Origin of the sequence: Streptomyces sp. NPDC053474 (assembly GCF_044544845.1) — a bacterium.
Classification (GTDB): domain Bacteria; phylum Actinomycetota; class Actinomycetes; order Streptomycetales; family Streptomycetaceae; genus Streptomyces.
On sequence record NZ_JBITXV010000007.1, the window covers coordinates 90,401 to 111,030 of the forward strand.

Here is a 20,630-nt window from a genome sequence, read left to right on the forward strand (position 1 = left end):
ACGGCTCCGCCCGCCGGGCCCCGCCGGAAAGCACGCTCCGGGGGCCTCAACTGCCCGCGCCACCAGGGGAGTTGAGGAAGTGAAAAAAGTCCGCGGCAGCCGGAGCGACCCGGCCCCGGACCGGCCATCCCGCCGTGGAAGACTCAGCCCGCGAACACTCGGCGCCGCGCGCCGCGCCCGTAGTGAGCCGCGTGACTGTGGAGGTGAGTGTCATCGCAGGCGAAGAACGCACGAAGAGCCAGCCCGGCGAGCCCAGCCACCGCGGCCAGCCCGGCCAGCCCGGCCAGCCCGGCCAGCCCGGCCAGCCCGGCCAGCCCGGCCCGGGCGGCGCGGGCGGCTCCGGAGTCGGCAACGTCTGGCTGCGCCCCCCGCGCGACAAGGGGGAGCCGCCGCTCACCCGCGCCCGCATCGTCCGCGCGGCCGTCGACCTCCTGGACGAGGAGGGGATGGAGCGCCTGACCATGCGCCGCCTGGCCGAGCGGCTGCAGGCCGGTGCCACCACCCTGTACTGGCACGTGAAGACGAAGGGCGACGTCATCGACCTCGCCGTCGACGCGGTCTTCGGCGAGACGCCGGTCCCCGACCGGCACGGCGACGACCCCCGGCAGGACATCGCCACCCTGGTCGGCGACTGGCGGCGGGCCATGCTGCGGCACCCCTGGGTGGCCACCGGGCCCGCCAGGCAACGGCCCCTGATCGGGCCCAACTTCCTGACCTGGATGGAGTTCCTGCAGTCCGCCCTGGTGCACGCCGGACTCACGGACAAGCGGCTCAACGCGGCGACGTGGGCGCTGTACAACCACGTGATGGGTGCCACCGCCACGCAGTCCAGTCTGCGGCTTTCCGCGGAGGAGGCCCGGAGGGGCCAGGAGTACCTGGAGAGCCGCCGCGAGCAGTACCCGACGGTCGCCGCGAACCAGTACATCTCCGACGACGACTGGGACACGAACTTCGCCCTCGGCCTCGCCTTCCTGCTCGACGGGATCGAGGCGCAGACGCGGAGCTGACAGCGGTCCCACGGGCCCGCCAAGGCTCCCTCGGCGGGTCCACCGAGGCCCCCTCGGCGGGTCCGCCAAGGCTCCCTCGCAAGTGGCGGAAGTAGGGAAAACCCGGACGCGACGGCGGGTGTCGACCTACTCTCAAGTTGTGCCAGGCGTGCCCGGCCGTGTGCTTGTTGTGGACGACAACAAGGTCATCCGGCAACTGATCAGGGTCAATCTCGAGCTGGAGGGCTTCGAGGTCGTGACCGCGGCCGACGGTGCCGAGTGCCTGGACGTCGTGCATCAGGTCCGGCCCGACGTCGTGACCCTGGACGTGGTCATGCCCCGCCTCGACGGCCTGCGCACCGCCGCCAGGCTGCGCGCCGACCCGCGCACCCAGGGCGTGCCCCTCGTCGTGGTCAGCGCCTGTACGCAGTACGAGGTGGAGGCGGGCCTGGAGGTCGGCGTCGACGCGTTCATGGCCAAGCCCTTCGAGCCCGCGGAACTCGTCAGCGTCGTACGCCAGTTGATGGCCCGCGGCGACTGCGGCGACACCCCCCTCGGCACCCGCTGCCCCGGCACCGGCCCGGAGCGGGCGGGCCACCCCTGACCGGCACCTCCGCAGGGGCTGACCGGCCCCCGGCCTACGCGGCACCCCTCCCCGGGCCGCGCCCCTCCCGGCCGAGCCCCCGGAAACGGTCACGGCGCAAGCGCCAGGGCCCGTGCCCCCGCGCACGCCAGCGACCCCCCGTCTCCCCTACCCTTGTCCCGTGACCCCCGTCGAGCTCTCCCGCACCGTGCTGCGCGCCCTGCGCGCCGCCGTGGCCGCCGGAGAGCTCAGCGCCACCGTGCCCGAGCAGGCGCACGTGGAGCGGCCGCGCCCCGGCGGCCGAGGCGACTACGCCAGCAACCTCGCCCTGCGGATCGCCCGGGAAGCGGGCGCGCCCCCGCGCCGCGTCGCCGAGATCCTCTCCGCGCGCCTCGCCGCCGAGCCCGGCATCGCCCGTGCCGACGTCACCGGGCCCGGCTTCCTCAGCATCACCCTCGACGGCGACCCCGGCGCCCGGCTCGTCGCCGAGATCCTCGCCCGCGGCGAGCGGTACGGCCACCTCACTCCGGACACCGGGGACATCGTCCAGCTGCACATCCCGCACGAGCTCCGCGCCGCCGTCGTCGCCGACAGCGCGCGCCGCATCCTGCGCTCCCAGGGCGCCCGCGTCCGCGTCACCTGCGAGGCGGCTCCCGACCCCGCCTGGGCCGAGGTCCTCGGCGTACGCGTGGACGCACACGGACACCCCCCGGCCCCGCTGCCCACCCTCCGCCCGGCCCCCGCCCCGGCCGAGCCGGACCCGCTGCGCCTCGGCCGCGACGCGGCCCGCTGGGCCCTGCTCCTGCCCGCCCTCCACGACCGCCCCCACACCGGCGACGACCACCTCGCCCAGCGCGAGACCAACCCCCTGTTCCGCGTCCAGTACGCCCACTCCCGCGCCCGCGCCCTCACCCGCAACGCCGCGCAGCTCGGCTTCAGTGCCGCCCCCGGAGACGTCCGCGACGCCCCCGACGTACACGACGCGGAAAACGCAGTGGCGCACGCGGCCGAGGACGACGGACACTCGCTGCTCGGCGCCCTCGGCGACCACCCCGCCGTCCTCGCCGCCGCCGCCCGCCACCGCGCGCCCGACCGGCTCGCCCGGCACCTCGTCCGTACCGCTGACGCCTTCCTGGCGCGGGCCCACACCGTGCTGCCGCTCGGTGACGAGAAACCCTCGGCCGCCCACCGCGCCCGGCTGGCGCTCGCCGAAGCCGCCGGGACGGTGCTCGCCGGCGGCCTGTCCCTGCTCGGCATCAGCGCGCCCGCGTACCTGTGAGACGAGAAGAGTCGAAAGAGCCATGAGCCGTTCCGCCCACCCCGCAGGACCCCGGCACGGAGACGTCCTGCCCGAGGGGCACTACTCCCCGCCGCCCACCGACCTCAACGCCCTCGACCCCAAGGTCTGGTCGAAGACCGTCACCCGCGGCGCCGACGGCGTCGTCAGCGTGGGCGGCATCGACGTCCTCCGGCTCGCCGAGGAGTTCGGCACCCCCGCCTACGTCCTCGACGAGGCCGACTTCCGCGCCCGCTGCCAGGCCTGGCGCGACGCCTTCGGGCCCGACGCCGACGTGTTCTACGCGGGCAAGGCCTTCCTCTCCCGCGCCGTCGTCCGGTGGCTGCACGAGGAAGGGCTCAACCTGGACGTGTGCTCCGGCATCGAGCTGGCCACCGCCCTGGACGCGGGCATGCCCGCCGACCGCATCGCCTTCCACGGCAACAACAAGAGCGCCGCGGAGATCGAGCGCGCCGTCCGCGCCGGCGTCGGCCGCATCGTGCTCGACTCCTTCCAGGAGATCGTGCGCGTCGCCCACATCGCCGAGGGCCTGGGCGTCCGCCAGCGCGTGCAGATCCGCGTGACCGTGGGCGTCGAGGCCCACACGCACGAGTTCATCGCCACCGCCCACGAGGACCAGAAGTTCGGCATCCCGCTGGCCGGGGGACAGGCCGCCGAAGCCGTGCGGCGCGCCCTCAAGCTCGACGGGCTCGACCTCATCGGCATCCACAGCCACATCGGCTCGCAGATCTTCGACACGTCCGGCTTCGAGGTGGCCGCCCACCGCGTCGTGGGCCTGCTGAAGGACATCCGCGACGAGCACGGCCTCGAACTGCCCGAGATCGACCTCGGCGGCGGCCTCGGCATCGCCTACACCCCGGCCGACGACCCGCGCGAGCCGCACGAGATCGCCACCGCCCTGCGCGAGATCGTCACCCGCGAGTGCGAGCGCGCGGGCCTGCGCGTGCCCCGGCTCTCCGTCGAGCCGGGCCGCGCCGTCGTCGGCCCGACCGCCTTCACGCTGTACGAGGTCGGCACCATCAAGCCCCTCGAGGGCCTGCGGACGTACGTCTCCGTGGACGGCGGCATGTCCGACAACATCCGCACCGCGCTGTACGACGCCGAGTACAGCGTCGCGCTCGTGTCCCGCTCCTCCGACGCCGAGCCGATGCTCGTCCGCGTCGTCGGCAAGCACTGCGAGAGCGGCGACATCGTCGTCCGCGACGCCTTCCTGCCCGCCGACCTCGCGCCCGGCGACCTCATCGCCGTCCCCGCGACCGGCGCCTACTGCCGCTCCATGGCCAGCAACTACAACCACGCGCCGCGCCCGCCGGTCGTCGCCGTGGCGGACGGCGCGGGCCGGGTCATCGTGCGCCGGGAGACGGAGGACGACCTGATGCGACTCGACGTCGGGTGAGCCGTCCCCGCCGGTGACGGGCGGGCCCGATACAACCGGTGCGTGAAATGGATGTCTCACGATCCGGACTTTGGTTAGAAACACCGTTCCGGTGGGTGAGACTGGACCCACCGTACTTGGAGAAGGAAACGAGGTCGGATGATGCGTACGCGTCCGCTGAAGGTGGCGCTGCTGGGCTGTGGGGTTGTCGGCTCAGAGGTGGCGCGCATCATGACGACGCACGCCGACGACCTCACAGCCAGGATCGGCGCCCCGGTGGAGCTCGCCGGGGTCGCCGTCCGGCGCCCCTCCAAGGTGCGTGCGGGCATCGACCCGGCGCTCGTGACGACGGACGCCACCGCGCTCGTCAAACGCGGGGACATCGACGTCGTCGTCGAGGTCATCGGCGGCATCGAGCCCGCCCGCACCCTCATCACCACCGCCTTCGAGCACGGCGCCTCCGTGGTCTCGGCGAACAAGGCGCTCATCGCCCAGGACGGCGCGGCCCTGCACGCCGCCGCCGAGCAGCACGGGCGCGACCTCTACTACGAGGCGGCCGTCGCGGGCGCGATCCCGCTGATCAGGCCGCTGCGCGAGTCGCTCGCCGGTGACAAGGTCAACCGCGTCCTCGGCATCGTGAACGGCACGACCAACTTCATCCTCGACAAGATGGACACCACGGGCGCGGGCTACCAGGAAGCCCTGGACGAGGCCACCGCCCTCGGGTACGCGGAGGCCGACCCGACCGCCGACGTGGAGGGCTTCGACGCCGCCGCCAAGGCCGCGATCCTCGCCGGGATCGCCTTCCACACCCGGGTGCGCCTCGACGACGTGCACCGCGAGGGCATGACCGAGGTGACCGCCGCCGACTTCGCGTCCGCGAAGCGCATGGGCTGCACCATCAAGCTGCTCGCCATCTGCGAGCGGGCCACCGACGGCGGCTCCGTCACCGCCCGCGTGCACCCCGCGATGATTCCGCTCAGCCACCCGCTGGCGAGCGTCCGCGAGGCGTACAACGCGGTCTTCGTGGAGGCCGAGGCCGCCGGTCAGCTCATGTTCTACGGCCCCGGCGCGGGCGGCGCGCCGACCGCCTCCGCCGTCCTCGGCGACCTGGTCGCCGTGTGCCGCAACAAGCTCGGCGAGTCCACCGGACCCGGTGACTCCGCCTACACCCAGCTGCCCGTGAGCTCCATGGGCGAGGTCGTCACGCGGTTCCACATCAGCCTCGACGTGGCCGACAAGCCGGGCGTGCTCGCCCAGGTGGCCACGGTCTTCGCCGAGCACGGTGTCTCCATCGACACCGTCCGCCAGACGGTCAAGGACGGCGAGGCCTCCCTCGTCGTCGTCACGCACCGCGCGCCCGACGCCGCCCTCAGCGGCACCGTCGAGGCGCTGCGCAATCTCGACACCGTGCGTGGTGTCGCCAGCATCATGCGGGTTGAAGGGGAGTAAGCAGCAATGACCCACCAGTGGCGCGGAATCATCGAGGAGTACCGGGACCGTCTCCCCGTCTCCGACACCACGCCGGTCGTGACGCTCCGTGAGGGTGGTACGCCGCTCGTGCCCGCGCAGGTGCTCTCCGAGCGCACCGGCTGCGAGGTCCACCTCAAGGTCGAGGGCGCGAACCCGACGGGGTCCTTCAAGGACCGCGGCATGACCATGGCGATCACCAAGGCCAAGGAGGACGGCGCCCAGGCCGTCATCTGCGCCTCCACCGGCAACACCTCGGCGTCGGCCGCCGCCTACGCCGTCCGCGCGGGCATGGTCTGCGCGGTCCTGGTGCCGCAGGGCAAGATCGCCCTGGGCAAGATGGGCCAGGCGCTCGTCTACGGCTCGAAGATCCTCCAGGTCGACGGCAACTTCGACGACTGTCTGAATCTGGCCCGCGGCCTGTCCGAGAACTACCCGGTGGCCCTGGTCAACTCGGTCAACCCGTACCGCATCGAGGGCCAGAAGACCGCCTCGTTCGAGATCGTGGACGCCCTGGGCGCCGCCCCGGACATCCACGTCCTGCCGGTCGGCAACGCGGGCAACATCACGGCCTACTGGAAGGGCTACCAGGAGTACGCCGCCGACCAGGTGGCCACGAGCACCCCGCGCATGTGGGGCTTCCAGGCCTCCGGCTCGGCGCCCATCGTGCGCGGCGAGATCGTCAAGGACCCCTCGACGATCGCCACCGCGATTCGCATCGGCAACCCCGCGTCGTGGCAGCACGCGCTCGCCGCGCGCGACGAGTCGGGCGGCTTCATCGACGAGGTGACGGACCGTGAGATCCTGCGCGCCTACAAGCTGTTGGCCTCCCAGGAGGGCGTCTTCGTCGAGCCCGCGTCCGCCGCGTCCGTCGCCGGACTGCTGAAGGCCGCCGAGCAGGGCAAGGTCGACAAGGGCCAGCGCATCGTCTGCACGGTCACCGGCAACGGCCTGAAGGACCCGGACTGGGCGGTCGCGGGCGCCCCGCAGCCGGTCACCGTCCCGGTGGACGCGGCGGCCGCCGCGGAGCGCCTGGGCCTGGCGTAACCCCGCGCTCCGGGCGGCGACCCCGACGGAACGCCGGACTCAGCCCGGGGCAAACCTCTCAACTCCCCACAGGGGGTGCACAGGGGGCTCGCGACACGCATCGTGCGCCTCCTGTGCGCCCTATGTCGCCACAGAACCTTCCTTCGATAGGCTGTAGCGAACCCGCCCCGCCGCATATGCCGCGGTGCCGCTCGCCGAAGCGGCCTTCGGGTGCTGCCGTCCGTCACAGGTCGCGGCCGGTCGAAGCCGGTCGAGGCCCGCCGCGGCGGCAAGTCCTCCAGACAACAGAGCTCAAGGAGAGTCATCGAGCGATGGCCGGTCCCGCGTTCCGCGCCGCCGCCGTCAGGGTGCGCGTCCCCGCCACCAGCGCCAACCTGGGCCCGGGCTTCGACGCCCTCGGCCTGTCGCTGGGGCTCTACGACGACGTGGTCGTCCGCGTCGCCGACTCCGGCCTGCACGTCGACATCGCAGGCGAGGGCAGCGACACCCTCCCGCGCGACGAGTCGCACCTGCTCGTACGCTCCCTGCGCACCGCCTTCGACCTGCTCGGCGGGCAGCCGCGCGGCCTGGAGGTCGTCTGCGCCAACCGCATCCCGCACGGGCGCGGCCTCGGCTCCTCGTCCGCCGCGATCTGCGCCGGGATCGTCGCCGCCCGCGCGGTGACCATAGGCGGCGAGGCCCGCCTCGACGACGCCGCGCTCCTGGAGCTGGCCACCGAGATCGAAGGCCACCCCGACAACGTCGCGGCTTGCCTGCTCGGCGGCTTCACGGCCTCCTGGATGGACGGCTCCGCGGCCCGCGCCATCAGGATGGACCCCGTCGATTCCATCGTTCCGGTGGTTTTCGTACCCGGAAAGCCCGTGCTCACCGAAACCGCCCGCGGACTGCTGCCGCGCACCGTCCCGCACGTGGACGCGGCCGCCAACGCGGGCCGGGCGGCCCTGCTCGTCGAGGCCCTGACCAGGCGCCCCGAGCTGCTGCTGCCCGCCACCGAGGACCGCCTGCACCAGGAGTACCGCGCCCCGGCCATGCCGGAGAGCGCCGCCCTGGTGGAGAGCCTGCGCGCCGACGGCGTACCCGCGGTGATCTCCGGCGCGGGACCCACGGTCCTCGCGCTGGTCGACGACAGTGCGGCCGACAAGGTCGCACGCCTGGCGGGCGAGGGCTGGGCGGCGAACCGCCTGGCACTCGACCCGGCGGGCGCGAGTGTGCTGCCACTGGCTCCCTGACCCGGGAGGACAGCGCACTCGGGGTGTCCGGATTTGGAGAGGGGGAATGTTTGTTGGATCCGGTAGTGTTAACCTCAAGTCTGCACCCGACCTCACCATGGCGAGGTGCTTTGTGTCCCCGTCCGGGACATCCATCCTTCCGGGAGCCTCCCAAACTGCTCTGTGCTTCGCACTGAGCAGTGCCGAGCACGCTCCGGAACCGGCGTGACCGAGCCGAGTGACCACCGCACCTCAGTGGCCCGGCATCGGGAAGCGCCACATCTGTGAACTCTTCCGCCGCGTTGGCGGACCACCGCCCCGGCACGGTCCACACACCAAGGACCGCCGGACAGCACAACCGGTCGCCGAGCCAGACAGGCCGACGTCCGCTCCAGGGAAGGACCCTTCGTGAGCGACACCACCGATCTGATGGGCGTGACTGCCGACACGCCCGCCACGGACGCCTCTGCGGCGCCTGCCACCGGTGCTTCGGCCGGGTCCCGGCGGCGCCGCGGCACCGGCCTCGAGGGCATGGTGCTGGCGGAACTGCAGCAGGTCGCATCGGGCCTCGGAATCAAGGGCACCGCGCGGATGCGCAAGAGCCAGCTGATCGAGGTCATCAAGGAGGCACAGGCCGCGGGGGGAGCCCCGGCCAAGGCCGCCGCGGGCGCCGACACGGCTCAGGCCCCGGCCAAGCCGAAGCGCCGCGCCACCTCCAAGGCGCGCACCGGCGAGGCCGCCGAGAAGGCCGCCAAGTCCGACGACGCTCCGGCCGAGCAGCCGAAGGCCCCGGCCCAGCAGCAGATCGACATCCCCGGCCAGCCCGCGAGTGACGACAAGCCGGGCCGCGGCCGCCGCCGCGTCACCGCCGAGGCCGGCAGCCCCGAGACCGTCTCCGCCGAGGCCAAGGGCCAGGGCGAGGCGAAGGCCGAGGCCCCCCGGGCCGAGCAGTCCGAGGCGAAGTCCGACCGCGCCGAGCGCGCCGACAAGGGCGACGACCAGCAGGGCGAGGGCCGCCAGGGCCGCCGCGACCGCCAGGGCCGTGGCCGCGACCGTGACCGCGGCGAGCGGGGCGACCGCGGTGACCGCCAGGACCGCGGTGACCGCGGCGACCGCCGTGGCAACAAGGGCGACGACCAGCAGGGCGGCAACCGCAAGGACCAGGGCGGCCGTCAGGACCGCAAGGAGCAGGACGACTTCGACGACGACGGCGGCCGTCGCGGCCGTCGCGGCCGCTACCGCGACCGCCGTGGCCGTCGTGGCCGCGAGGACTTCGCGGGCGAGCCGCAGGTGTCCGAGGACGACGTCCTGATCCCGGTCGCGGGCATCCTGGACATCCTCGACAACTACGCGTTCATCCGTACGTCGGGCTACCTCCCCGGCCCCAACGACGTGTACGTCTCCCTCGCCCAGGTCCGCAAGAACGGCCTGCGCAAGGGCGACCACGTCACCGGTGCCGTGCGCCAGCCCAAGGACGGCGAGCGCCGCGAGAAGTTCAACGCCCTGGTGCGCCTGGACTCGGTCAACGGCATGGCGCCCGAACACGGCCGCGGGCGGCCGGAGTTCAACAAGCTGACGCCCCTTTACCCGCAGGACCGGCTCCGCCTGGAGACCGACCCGGGCGTGCTGACCACCCGCATCATCGACCTGGTCGCGCCCATCGGCAAGGGCCAGCGCGGTCTGATCGTGGCCCCGCCGAAGACCGGCAAGACCATGATCATGCAGGCGATCGCCAACGCGATCACGCACAACAACCCCGAGTGCCACCTGATGGTCGTCCTGGTCGACGAGCGTCCGGAAGAGGTCACCGACATGCAGCGGTCGGTGAAGGGCGAGGTCATCTCCTCGACCTTCGACCGTCCCGCCGAGGACCACACCACGGTCGCCGAGCTCGCCATCGAGCGCGCCAAGCGCCTTGTGGAGCTGGGCCACGACGTCGTCGTCCTGCTCGACTCGATCACGCGTCTGGGCCGTGCGTACAACCTCGCCGCCCCGGCCTCCGGCCGCATCCTGTCCGGTGGTGTCGACTCGACCGCCCTGTACCCGCCGAAGCGCTTCTTCGGTGCGGCCCGCAACATCGAGGACGGCGGCTCGCTGACCATCCTCGCCACCGCCCTGGTGGACACCGGGTCCCGCATGGACGAGGTCATCTTCGAGGAGTTCAAGGGCACCGGCAACGCCGAGCTCAAGCTCGACCGCAAGCTCGCCGACAAGCGCATCTTCCCCGCGGTGGACGTCGACGCGTCCGGCACCCGCAAGGAAGAGATCCTGCTCGGCAGCGACGAGCTCGCCATCACCTGGAAGCTGCGCCGGGTGCTGCACGCGCTCGACCAGCAGCAGGCCATCGAGCTGCTCCTGGACAAGATGAAGCAGACGAAGTCGAACGCCGAGTTCCTGCTCCAGATCCAGAAGACGACCCCGGCGCCGGGCAACGGCAACGACTGACCGCCGCGCGCAGGCTGACCGGAAGGGCCGGTCCCGTCATCCGACGGGACCGGCCCTTCCGCATGCGGAGGACCAGCGACGACAAGCGGCCATCGGGTTTCGGCCAAGAGACCTTGACCACACGCATAAGAGATTCTCACGGTCACGCGCGGTAGTGCCGCCCCGCGCGAAAGCGCAGGTGGGGGGCCGAAAGTACGACACGGCAGGAACACTGAGTAACAGGTGGACCCCGGGGCGCACACAGGCCGCTATGCAACCCTTCTTTCGGTTTCCACGTCTGACAAGTGACGGAAAGCCACGCCTGACCCTGAAAGCAGGGGGTAGCCGAACGGACGAGGACTGAGGAGCGCATGACCGACGAGAGCAGGCCCGCCGACGCGAAGCCGAAGCACCGCGGCAAGCGCGGCCGACGCCGCAAACCGCGCAGCACGCGCAAGAAGGCCCTCGTCATATCCGCCTGGACCGCCGCGGGTGTGGTGGTCCTCGGCGGCACCGGCCTCGGCTACGTCTACTTCAAGCTCAACGGCAACATCAAGGGCGTCGACATCAACGCCGCGCTCGGCACCGACCGCCCCCTGGACGTCGACAACGGCTCCCAGGACATCCTGGTCCTCGGCTCCGACTCGCGCTCCGGCGACAACGGCAAGTACGGCAAGGACGAGGGCGCGGCCCGCTCCGACACCGCGATGATCGTCCACGTCTACAAGGGCCACAAGAAGGCCAGCGTGGTCTCCATCCCCCGCGACACCCTCATCACCCGGCCCGAGTGCGCCGTCAAGGACGGCGACGGCAAGACCGACCCGGGCGGCGAGCGCCAGATGTTCAACACGGCGTACGAGGTGGGCGGCCCGGCCTGCGCGGTCAAGACCGTCGAGAAGATGTCCGGCATCCGCATGGACCACTACGTCGAGGTCGACTTCACGGGCTTCAAGAAGCTCATCGACACCCTCGGCGGCGTGGAGATCACCACCAAGCAGGCGATCAAGGACAAGGACAGTCACCTCGACCTGCCGGCGGGCGACCACAAGCTGGGCGGAGAGCAGGCCCTCGGTCTCGTCCGCACCCGGCACGGCGTCGGCGACGGCAGCGACCTCGGCCGCATCCAGCTCCAGCAGGCCTTCATCAAGGCGCTGATCAACCGGGTCAAGGACATCGACCTGTTCGGCAACCCGAAGAAGCTCTGGGACCTCGCGGACGCCTCGACCAGCGCCGTCACCACCGACTCCGACCTGGACACGGTCAAGGACCTCGCGAGCTTCGCGAACGGCCTCAAGGGCATCGGCTCGGGCGACATGAAGATGGTCACGATGCCCGTCGAGTACGACCCGGCCGACCGCAACCGCGTCATCCCCCTCGAAGAGGCCGACCGGCAGGTCTGGGACGCCCTCAGGGCGGACAAGCCGATCCCGAAGTCGGCCACCGACAAGTCCGCGGGCGACAAGGGCGCCGCCGGCAAGGTCGTGACCAGCGAATAAGCCCGTCGGACGACCGGCGGACCGGCCTGCGGGAGGGCTCCGGGAATACTTCCGGGCCCACCCCGGTTTGGGCAGATGCGGCCGGTCCTGGCAAACTGGTCCGTCGGCCCCGGTTCACGCACCCGCATCCCGCGCTTGCGACCCGGAGCCCTCCCGAAACTAGGAGACACCTTGAAGCGCGACATCCACCCCGAGTACGTCGAGACGCAGGTCAGCTGCACCTGTGGCGCGTCGTTCACCACCCGTAGCACGATCTCCGGCGGCGCCATCCGCGCCGAGGTCTGCTCCGAGTGCCACCCGTTCTACACGGGCAAGCAGAAGATCCTCGACACCGGTGGCCGTGTGGCCCGCTTCGAGGCCCGCTTCGGCAAGGCTGCCGGCTCCGCCAAGAAGTAGCGAGCCACCTGCGCCGGTCTCCGGCCGCCCTCGTTCGCGGGGGTGGCCGGGACCGGCGTTTGCCGTCTGTCGCAGAAGCAGCCACGCAGCCCTGCGCGAGCCCCGCTCGCGTACCGAAGAACCCAGGAGCCCGAGATGTTCGAGGCGGTCGAGGAACTGATCGGCGAGCACGCCGATCTGGAGCAGAAGCTCGCCGACCCGTCGGTCCACGCCGACCAGGCCAACGCGCGCAAGCTCAACAAGCGCTACGCCGAGCTGACCCCGATCGTCGCCACGTACCGCACCTGGAAGCAGCTCGGTGACGACATCGACACCGCGCGCGAGCTGGCGGCCGAGGACCCCGACTTCGCCGCCGAGGTCAAGGACCTCACCGAGAGCCGCGAGGCGGTCACCGAGAAGCTGCGGCTGCTGCTCGTGCCCCGTGACCCCAGCGACGACAAGGACGTCATCCTGGAGATCAAGGCGGGCGCGGGCGGCGACGAGTCGGCCCTGTTCGCGGGCGACCTCCTGCGCATGTACCTGCGGTACGCCGAGCGCGTCGGCTGGAAGACCGAGATCATCGACTCCACCGAGTCCGAGCTCGGCGGCTACAAGGACGTCCAGGTCGCCGTGAAGACCAAGGGCGGCAACGGCGCCACCGAGCCCGGCCAGGGCGTCTGGGCCCGGCTGAAGTACGAGGGCGGCGTGCACCGCGTGCAGCGCGTGCCCGCGACCGAGTCGCAGGGCCGCATCCACACCTCCGCGGCCGGCGTGCTCGTCACGCCCGAGGCGGAGGAGGTCGACGTCGAGATCAACATGAACGACCTGCGCATCGACGTCTACCGCTCCTCGGGCCCCGGCGGCCAGTCCGTCAACACCACCGACTCGGCCGTGCGCATCACGCACATCCCGACCGGTGTCGTCGCCTCCTGCCAGAACGAGAAGAGCCAGCTCCAGAACAAGGAGCAGGCCCTGCGCATCCTGCGCTCCCGGCTGCTCGCGGCGGCCCAGGAAGAGGCGGAGAAGGAGGCCGCGGACGCCCGCCGCAGCCAGGTCCGCACCGTCGACCGCTCCGAGAAGATCCGCACGTACAACTTCCCGGAAAACCGCATCTCCGACCACCGCGTGGGCTTCAAGGCGTACAACTTGGACCAGGTGCTCGACGGCGAGCTCGACGCGGTCATCCAGGCCTGTGTCGACGCGGACTCCGCCGCGAAGCTCGCCGCCGCCTAAGCCCACCACCCCGTCGTACGACCGTCCCGGAGGACCAGCGTGCAGCAACATATTGGGGGGCGACCCCCAAACCCCCGCGGCGTGCTGCTAGCGGAAGTGGCCCAGGCCACCCAGCGGCTGGCCGACGCCGGCGTGCCCTCGCCGCGCAACGACGCGGAGGAGCTCGCCGCCTTCGTGCACGGGGTGAAGCGGGGCGAGCTGCACTCCGTCAAGGACGCCGACTTCGACGCCCGCTACTGGGAGGTCATCGCCCGCCGTGAGGCCCGCGAGCCGCTCCAGCACATCACGGGCCGCGCGTTCTTCCGCTATCTGGAGCTCCAGGTCGGCCCCGGCGTCTTCGTCCCGCGCCCGGAGACCGAGTCGGTCGTCGGCTGGGCCATAGACGCGGTCCGCGCGATGGATGTCGTCGAGCCGCTCATCGTCGACCTGTGCACCGGCAGCGGCGCCATCGCCCTCGCCCTGGCCCAGGAGGTGCCGCGCTCGCGCGTGCACGCCGTGGAGCTGTCCGAGGACGCCCTGAACTGGACCCGCAAGAACGTCGAGGGCTCCCGGGTCACCCTGCACGCGGGTGACGCGCGCACGGCCCTGCCGGAGCTCGACGGCCAGGTCGACCTCGTCGTCTCCAACCCCCCGTACATCCCGCTCACGGAGTGGGAGTACGTTGCGCCGGAGGCCCGGGACTACGATCCCGAACTCGCCCTGTTCTCCGGCGAGGACGGCCTCGACCTGATCCGCGGCATCGAGCGCACCGCGCACCGGCTGCTGCGGCCGGGCGGCGTCGTCGTCGTGGAGCACGCCGACACCCAGGGCGGTCTGGTGCCGTGGATCTTCACCGAGGAGCGTGGCTGGGCCGACGCGGCCGACCACCCCGACCTGAACAACCGGCCGCGGTTCGCGACCGCCCGCAAGGCGATGCCGTGAGCACGGCGGCGACGCAGAAGACGAGGTACGTGACCGACGCCGAGGCGCCGGACGCGTACGAGCACGACGAGTACGTGGACCAGAACGTGTACGAGGAGGCCCGCTAGATGGCACGGCGATACGACACCAACGACGCGACCGACCGTACGACCGGTCTGCGCGAGGCCGCGTCCGCCGTCCGCCGCGGCGAACTGGTGGTGCTGCCGACGGACACGGTGTACGGCGTGGGCGCGGACGCCTTCAGCCCGGAAGCCGTCGCCGACCTCCTCGACGCCAAGGGGCGCGGGCGGAACATGCCGACGCCCGTCCTCATCGGCTCCCCGAACACCCTCCACGGCCTCGTCACGGACTTCTCCGAGTCCGCCTGGGAACTCGTCGACGCCTTCTGGCCCGGGGCCCTCACCCTCGTCGCCAAGCAGCAGCCCTCGCTCCAGTGGGATCTCGGGGACGCCCGGGGCACCGTCGCCATCCGCATGCCGCTGCACCCCGTCGCGATCGAGCTCCTCACCGAGGTCGGCCCCATGGCGGTGTCCTCGGCGAACCTCACCGGACACCCGGCGCCCGAGGACTGCGACGCCGCCCAGGAGATGCTGGGCGACTCCATCTCGGTCTACCTGGACGGCGGCCCCACCCCGGGCATCGTGCCCTCCTCCATCGTGGACGTCACCGGCAAGGTCCCGGTCCTGCTGCGGGCCGGAGCGCTCGACGCGGACGAGCTCCGCAAGGTCGTACCCGACCTCGAGGTGGCCAATTGACAGCCCCTGAGACGGGGCGTGGCATAGCGGGCCTCCCGGGCTTCCTGGACCCCGCCGGGGACGAGGGGGGCCCGCGGTCCCTCAAGGCCCCCGGCACCTTCCGCATCCTCCACGTCAGCACCGGCAACGTCTGCCGCTCGCCGATCACCGAGCGGCTCACCCGGCATGCCCTCGCCGACCGGCTCGGCGACCCCGGCACCGGCGGGCTCATCGTGGAGAGCGCGGGCACCTGGGGCCACGAGGGCGCGCCCATGGAGACCCACGCCGAGACGGTCCTCGCCGACTTCGGGGCGGACGCCACCGGCTTCGTGGGCCGCGAGCTCCTCGACGACCACGTCATCCGGGCCGACCTCGTCCTCACCGCGACCCGGGACCACCGGGCCCAGGTCATCTCCATGGGGCACTCGGCCGGGCTGCGGACCTTCACCCTGAAGGAGTTCACCCGGCTCGTGCGGGCCATAGACCCCGCGACGCTGCCGGACCCGGAGGGGGCCGACGGTGTGGTCGAGCGGGCCCGGGCGCTGGTGCGGGCCGCGGCCGCGTTGCGCGGGTGGCTGCTTGCCCCCAGCGTGGAGGCCGACGAGGTCTACGACCCCTACGGCGCGCCCCTGCCCTTCTTCCGCTCCGTCGGCGGCGAGATCCAGCAGGCCCTGGACCCGGTCGTCACAGCCCTGACGGGCGTCCCCCAGGCGTAGGCCCTCGCGGGTGCGCCCCAGACCCGCCCCTTCCCGATCCGGGGGCTGCCGCCCCCGTGCCCCCGCTTTTCGGCGCTTCGCGCCTCGTCCTCAAACGCCGGACGGGCTGGATTTTCCAGCCTCTCCGGCGTTTGAGGAGCGGGGTCTGGGGCGGAGCCCCAGGAAGCGGGAAGGGGCGGGCCTGGGGCGCCCCGCGAGGGCACCGCCGCGCACATCGGCAGGGGCGCGCCTACATTGGAGAGATGACGACGGCCAGCCCAAGGCGCTCCGCCGCCCCCGCGGCGTACGCCGCGCTGCGCCGCCAGGACCCCGAGCTCGCCGAGGTCCTGCTCGGCGAGACGAGCCGGCAGTCCACCTCGCTCCAGCTCATCGCCGCCGAGAACTACACCTCCGAGGCCGTCCTGACGGCCCTGGGCTCCCCGCTCGCGAACAAGTACGCCGAGGGCTACCCCGGCGCCCGCCACCACGGCGGCTGCGAGTTCGTGGACGTCGCGGAGCGCCTCGCCGTGGACCGCGCCAAGGCCCTCTTCGGCGCCGAGCACGCCAACGTGCAGGCGCACTCGGGCTCCTCCGCCGTCCTCGCCGCCTATGCCGCACTCCTGCGCCCGGGGGACACCGTCCTCGCGATGGGTCTCCCGTACGGAGGACATCTCACCCACGGCTCGCCGTCGAACTTCTCGGGCAGGTGGTTCGACTTCGTCGGGTACGGCCTCGACCCGGAGACCGGCCTCATCGACTACGCGCAGGTGCGCGCCCTGGCCCGCGAGAGGCGGCCGAAGGCCGTCGTGTGCGGCTCCATCGCCTATCCGCGCCACATCGACTACGCGGCCTTCCGCGAGGTCGCCGACGACGTGGGCGCCTATCTGATCGCCGACGCCGCCCACCCCATCGGCCTGGTCGCGGGCGGCGCGGCGCCCAGCCCGGTGCCGTACGCGGACGTCGTGTGCGCCACCACCCACAAGGTGCTCCGCGGCCCGCGCGGTGGCTTGATCCTGTGCGGCGCGGGCCTCGCCGAGCGCATGGACCGGGCGGTGTTCCCCTTCACCCAGGGCGGCGCGCAGATGCACACCATCGCCGCCAAGGCGGTGGCCTTCGGCGAGGCGGCGACCCCCGCCTTCACCGCGTACGCCCATCAAGTCGTGGCGAACGCAAGGGTGTTGGCCGAGGCCCTGGCGGGGGAGGGGTTCGCCGTCAGCACCGGGGGCACGGACACCCACCTGGTGCTCGCCGACCCCGCCCCGCACGGCGTGGACGCCCGGACGGCGCGGGGCAGGCTCGCCGCGGCGGGGCTGGTTCTGGACACCTGCGCGCTGCCCCACGGCGACGGCCGCGGCCTGCGCCTGGGCACGGCGGCCGTGACCACACAGGGGATGCGGGAGGCGGAGATGGCGCGCGTCGCCGCGCTGTTCGCGGCGGCCGTCAGGGAGGAGGACGACGTCAGGGCGGCGGTCCGGGACCTCGCGGCCCGGTTTCCCCCCTATCCGGGCCGGGGGAGCGGCGGGATCACGGCGCTGTAGCGGAGTTGTGCAACGATCGTCGCTACCCGGAAGTGCCCAACCTCATGCGCGCAAAGCTAGGGTGTGGTGCTGAGATGGCCAGCGATACCTGTGGGGAAGCCCGTGCGTGAATATCTGCTGACGCTCTGCATCACGGCCGCGGTGACCTATCTGCTGACCGGCCCGGTGCGGAAGTTCGCGATCGTGGCCGGTGCCATGCCGGAGATCCGCGCGCGCGACGTGCACCGGGAGCCGACGCCCCGGCTCGGCGGTATCGCGATGTTCTTCGGCCTGTGCGCGGGCCTCCTGGTGGCCGACCACCTGCCCAACCTCAACGAGGTGTTCACGAAGTCGAACGAGCCGCGCGCGCTGCTGTCCGGTGCCGCCCTGATCTGGCTCATCGGCGTCCTGGACGACAAGTTCGAGATCGACGCGCTGATCAAGCTCGGCGGCCAGATGATCGCCGCGGGCGTCATGGTCGTGCAGGGCCTGACGATCCTGTGGCTGCCCATCCCGGGCTACGGCACGCTCTCGCTGACCCAGTGGCAGGGCACCCTCCTGACGGTCGCCCTCGTCGTCATCACCATCAACGCCGTGAACTTCGTCGACGGCCTCGACGGCCTCGCCGCGGGCATGGTGTGCATCGCCGCCACCGCGTTCTTCATGTACGCGTACCGCATCTGGTACGGCTACGGCATCGAGGCCGCCGCCCCCGCGACCCTCTTCGCGGCCATCCTGATGGGCATGTGCCTCGGCTTCCTGCCGCACAACATGCACCCGGCCAGGATCTTCATGGGCGACTCGGGCTCCATGCTCATCGGGCTCGTGCTCGCCGCCGGTGCCATCTCCATCACCGGGCAGGTCGACCCGGACGCCATGAAGCTGAACCTCGGCGGCAGCGCCCGCGACGCCACGCACGCGATGCTCCCGGTCTTCATCCCGCTCCTGATGCCGCTGACGATCATCGCGATCCCGTTCGGCGACCTGGTGCTGGCCATCGCGCGCCGCACCTGGAAGGGGCAGTCGCCGTTCGCCGCCGACCGGGGGCATCTGCACCACCGGCTCCTGGACGTCGGGCACTCGCACAGCCGCGCGGTGCTGATCATGTACTTCTGGTCGGCCCTCATCGCCTTCGGCACCGTCGCGTACTCGGTCCACTCGACGAACATGTGGATCCTGCTCCTGATCGTCGCCCTCAGCGCCGTGGGCCTGGTGCTGCTCCTGCTGCCCCGCTTCACCCCGCACGCGCCCCGCTGGGCGGAGAACTTCGTGCCGCCGCGGTACCGGCGCGAGCGGCGCTCCCCGGCCGGTACGGCGGCCACTGAGCGCGCCGACGGGGCCGCCCCGGCGGAGGCGTACGGGGCGGACGGGGCGGACGGGCCGGGGGAGGCTTCCGAAGACCGGCCGACCGTCGGCGCGGGCGTCAACGGAGCGACCGCGCTGGGCACCCGCCCGCGCTTCCTGGACCGGCGCAAGGCGGGGTCGTCACGTTGACGCCGACCGGCAAAGCCGCCCTTTAGCAGACAAATTGGCGGCTCGCATGCACAGACGCGCGGATTACTTCTCATGTGTGACAGCGAGCACACCAGACAGGTAAAGACCTCATCAAATAGTTTGTGATACGGTTCACGAGACCCGGCGACAGAGCCGAAGGACCGTAGTGCGACGGTCCCTTGGCCCGAGGACCCCGCTCGGACCGGGTCTACGCTCGTCCATGACGACACCCTGCCCCCATCAGTAAGCGGAGTTGCCGCCATGCCGTCTCAAGACACCCGGACTCTCCTGCAGTCCGCCGTCCCCACTGCCGTCGTCGGTGCGATCACCGCCGTGGTCAGTGGTGTCGTCGCGGGCGGCAAGGGGGCGCTCGGCGCCGTCATCGGCACGGCTGTGGTCATCGCCTTCATGGGGCTCGGCCTGTTCGTCCTGCAGCGGACGGCAAAATCGCTTCCGCAGCTCTTCCAGGCGATGGGCATGATGCTCTACGTCGCCCAGCTGCTGCTGCTTCTCATCTTCGTGGGTCTGTTCAAGGACACCACCGCGTTCAACCCGAAGTCCTTCGCGCTCGCTCTCGTCATCGCCACCGTCGCCTGGATGGCGTCGCAGGCTCGCGCGCACATGAAGGCCAAGATCCTCTACGTCGAACCCGAACCCGAACCTTCCTCGGTTGCCGCCTCCCAGAAGAGCGACAAGCCGGAGAAGCCGGGGTCGGAGACGTGAGAGGTAGGGCCGGGATAAATGCCCGTTCGAGATACTGCTATCGTCCGGTGCCAACTGCGGCACTGCAGGCGCGGGCATCTGAGCTGACGCCTGCACCATCGCGAGGCTCGATGCCTGACCGCCGCTCACACTTCCGAAACACCAGTCCGGTGCCGATCCGCGGCCGCGTGCCGCGCCGACTCGACAACGAGGTTGCCGTACCCATGCTTCACGCCGAAGGAGCCCGCGGTGAGTGCTGAACAAACTGAGCTCGCCTTTGACTGGAGCTGTCGGATCATGTCCGACAACGGCTGTGGCTTCCCCTCCCCGGGTCTGCACTCGTTCCTCTTCAAGCCGATCTTCGAGGTCGGCGGGTTCGAGTTCAACAAGGTGATGCTGCTCGCCCTGCTCACGACGCTGATCGTGATCACCTTCTTCTACGCCGCCTTCGGCAAGGCCAAGGTCGTTCCGGGCAAGCTCCAGATGGTCGGCGAGGCGGGTTACGACTTCGTGCGCCGCGGGATCGTCTACGAGACCCTTGGCAAGAAGGAGGGCGAGAAGTACGTCCCCCTCATGGTCTCGATGTTCTTCTTCATCTGGATCATGAACATCTGGTCCGTGATCCCGCTGGCCCAGTTCCCGGTCTCCTCGGTGATCGCGTACCCGATCATCCTCGCTCTGGTGACCTACCTGATCTGGGTGCCGCTGACCTTCAAGCGCCACGGCTTCGTCGGTGGTTGGAAGAACATCACCGGCTACGACAACTCGCTCGGCCCCATCAAGTGGCTGGTGTCGTTCATCGAGTTCTTCTCGAACCTGCTGGTGCGTCCGTTCACGCACGCGGTGCGACTCTTCGCCAACATGTTCGCCGGTCACCTGATGCTGGTGATGTTCACCGTCGCCTCCTGGTACCTGCTGAACAGCTGGATGATCCCGGCCGCCGGTGTCTCCTTCGCAATGACGATGGCCATGATCGTCTTCGAGCTCTTCGTGCAGGCCGTCCAGGCGTACGTCTTCGTACTCCTCGCCTGCACCTATATTCAGGGCGCTCTCGCCGAGCACCACTGAGCCAA

At 71.4% G+C, this 20,630-nt stretch carries 18 protein-coding genes; all 18 read left to right on the forward strand.

Features of this window, described 5'->3' with window-relative positions; translation table 11 throughout:
- Window positions 1-359 precede the first annotated feature (359 nt).
- Window positions 360-1,007 (forward strand): TetR/AcrR family transcriptional regulator, encoded by a 648-nt coding sequence (locus ACIG3E_RS18130; RefSeq protein ID WP_399617808.1) that lies wholly within the window; start codon window positions 360-362, stop codon window positions 1,005-1,007.
- Window positions 1,008-1,089: 82 nt separating this feature from the next.
- Complete coding sequence (locus ACIG3E_RS18135; protein ID WP_399616983.1) at window positions 1,090-1,590, forward strand: response regulator; 501 nt, start codon at window positions 1,090-1,092, stop codon at window positions 1,588-1,590.
- A 160-nt stretch (window positions 1,591-1,750) separates the two neighbouring features.
- Entirely contained in the window at window positions 1,751-2,848 is a 1,098-nt protein-coding gene (nrtL, locus tag ACIG3E_RS18140) for an ArgS-related anticodon-binding protein NrtL (protein ID WP_399616986.1), read from the forward strand.
- Between the two features lie 22 nt (window positions 2,849-2,870).
- Window positions 2,871-4,262 carry a diaminopimelate decarboxylase gene (lysA, locus tag ACIG3E_RS18145; protein WP_399616988.1) on the forward strand — a complete coding sequence of 464 codons (1,392 nt, stop codon included), beginning with the start codon at window positions 2,871-2,873 and terminating at the stop codon, window positions 4,260-4,262.
- A gap of 141 nt (window positions 4,263-4,403) precedes the next feature.
- Complete coding sequence (locus ACIG3E_RS18150; protein WP_399617811.1) at window positions 4,404-5,693, forward strand: homoserine dehydrogenase; 1,290 nt, start codon at window positions 4,404-4,406, stop codon at window positions 5,691-5,693.
- A 6-nt stretch (window positions 5,694-5,699) separates the two neighbouring features.
- A complete protein-coding gene (gene thrC, locus ACIG3E_RS18155) occupies window positions 5,700-6,758 on the forward strand; it encodes a threonine synthase (RefSeq protein WP_399616991.1) in 1,059 nt (352 codons plus the stop codon).
- Between the two features lie 311 nt (window positions 6,759-7,069).
- Window positions 7,070-7,987 carry a homoserine kinase gene (thrB, locus tag ACIG3E_RS18160; protein WP_144320931.1) on the forward strand — a complete coding sequence of 306 codons (918 nt, stop codon included), beginning with the start codon at window positions 7,070-7,072 and terminating at the stop codon, window positions 7,985-7,987.
- A 387-nt stretch (window positions 7,988-8,374) separates the two neighbouring features.
- Window positions 8,375-10,411 carry a transcription termination factor Rho gene (gene rho, locus ACIG3E_RS18165; RefSeq protein WP_399616994.1) on the forward strand — a complete coding sequence of 679 codons (2,037 nt, stop codon included), beginning with the start codon at window positions 8,375-8,377 and terminating at the stop codon, window positions 10,409-10,411.
- A gap of 350 nt (window positions 10,412-10,761) precedes the next feature.
- On the forward strand, window positions 10,762-11,886 hold the full coding sequence (locus tag ACIG3E_RS18170; protein WP_399616997.1) for an LCP family protein: 1,125 nt from the start codon (window positions 10,762-10,764) through the stop codon (window positions 11,884-11,886).
- Between the two features lie 171 nt (window positions 11,887-12,057).
- Window positions 12,058-12,282: a 50S ribosomal protein L31 gene (gene rpmE / locus ACIG3E_RS18175; RefSeq protein ID WP_138961823.1), complete on the forward strand. Its 225-nt coding sequence runs from the start codon at window positions 12,058-12,060 to the stop codon at window positions 12,280-12,282.
- Between the two features lie 135 nt (window positions 12,283-12,417).
- Window positions 12,418-13,494, forward strand: coding sequence for a peptide chain release factor 1 (gene prfA, locus ACIG3E_RS18180; RefSeq protein ID WP_242723059.1), 1,077 nt, complete (start codon window positions 12,418-12,420; stop codon window positions 13,492-13,494).
- A gap of 81 nt (window positions 13,495-13,575) precedes the next feature.
- Entirely contained in the window at window positions 13,576-14,415 is an 840-nt protein-coding gene (gene prmC, locus ACIG3E_RS18185; RefSeq protein WP_399617001.1) for a peptide chain release factor N(5)-glutamine methyltransferase, read from the forward strand.
- 107 nt (window positions 14,416-14,522) lie between these two features.
- On the forward strand, window positions 14,523-15,170 hold the full coding sequence (locus tag ACIG3E_RS18190) for an L-threonylcarbamoyladenylate synthase (protein ID WP_399617004.1): 648 nt from the start codon (window positions 14,523-14,525) through the stop codon (window positions 15,168-15,170).
- Window positions 15,167-15,865 carry a protein-tyrosine-phosphatase gene (locus ACIG3E_RS18195; RefSeq protein ID WP_399617007.1) on the forward strand — a complete coding sequence of 233 codons (699 nt, stop codon included), beginning with the start codon at window positions 15,167-15,169 and terminating at the stop codon, window positions 15,863-15,865. The genes ACIG3E_RS18190 and ACIG3E_RS18195 overlap by 4 nt, the downstream gene beginning before the upstream one ends.
- Window positions 15,866-16,107: 242 nt before the next feature.
- Window positions 16,108-17,382, forward strand: coding sequence for a serine hydroxymethyltransferase (gene glyA, locus ACIG3E_RS18200; protein ID WP_399617010.1), 1,275 nt, complete (start codon window positions 16,108-16,110; stop codon window positions 17,380-17,382).
- 102 nt (window positions 17,383-17,484) lie between these two features.
- Window positions 17,485-18,855, forward strand: a complete 1,371-nt coding sequence (locus ACIG3E_RS18205) for an MraY family glycosyltransferase (RefSeq protein ID WP_399617013.1) — start codon at window positions 17,485-17,487, stop codon at window positions 18,853-18,855.
- Window positions 18,856-19,116: 261 nt separating this feature from the next.
- Window positions 19,117-19,578 (forward strand): hypothetical protein, encoded by a 462-nt coding sequence (locus tag ACIG3E_RS18210; protein ID WP_399617015.1) that lies wholly within the window; start codon window positions 19,117-19,119, stop codon window positions 19,576-19,578.
- 276 nt (window positions 19,579-19,854) lie between these two features.
- Window positions 19,855-20,625, forward strand: a complete 771-nt coding sequence (atpB, locus tag ACIG3E_RS18215; protein WP_399617814.1) for a F0F1 ATP synthase subunit A — start codon at window positions 19,855-19,857, stop codon at window positions 20,623-20,625.
- Window positions 20,626-20,630: the final 5 nt, after the last annotated feature.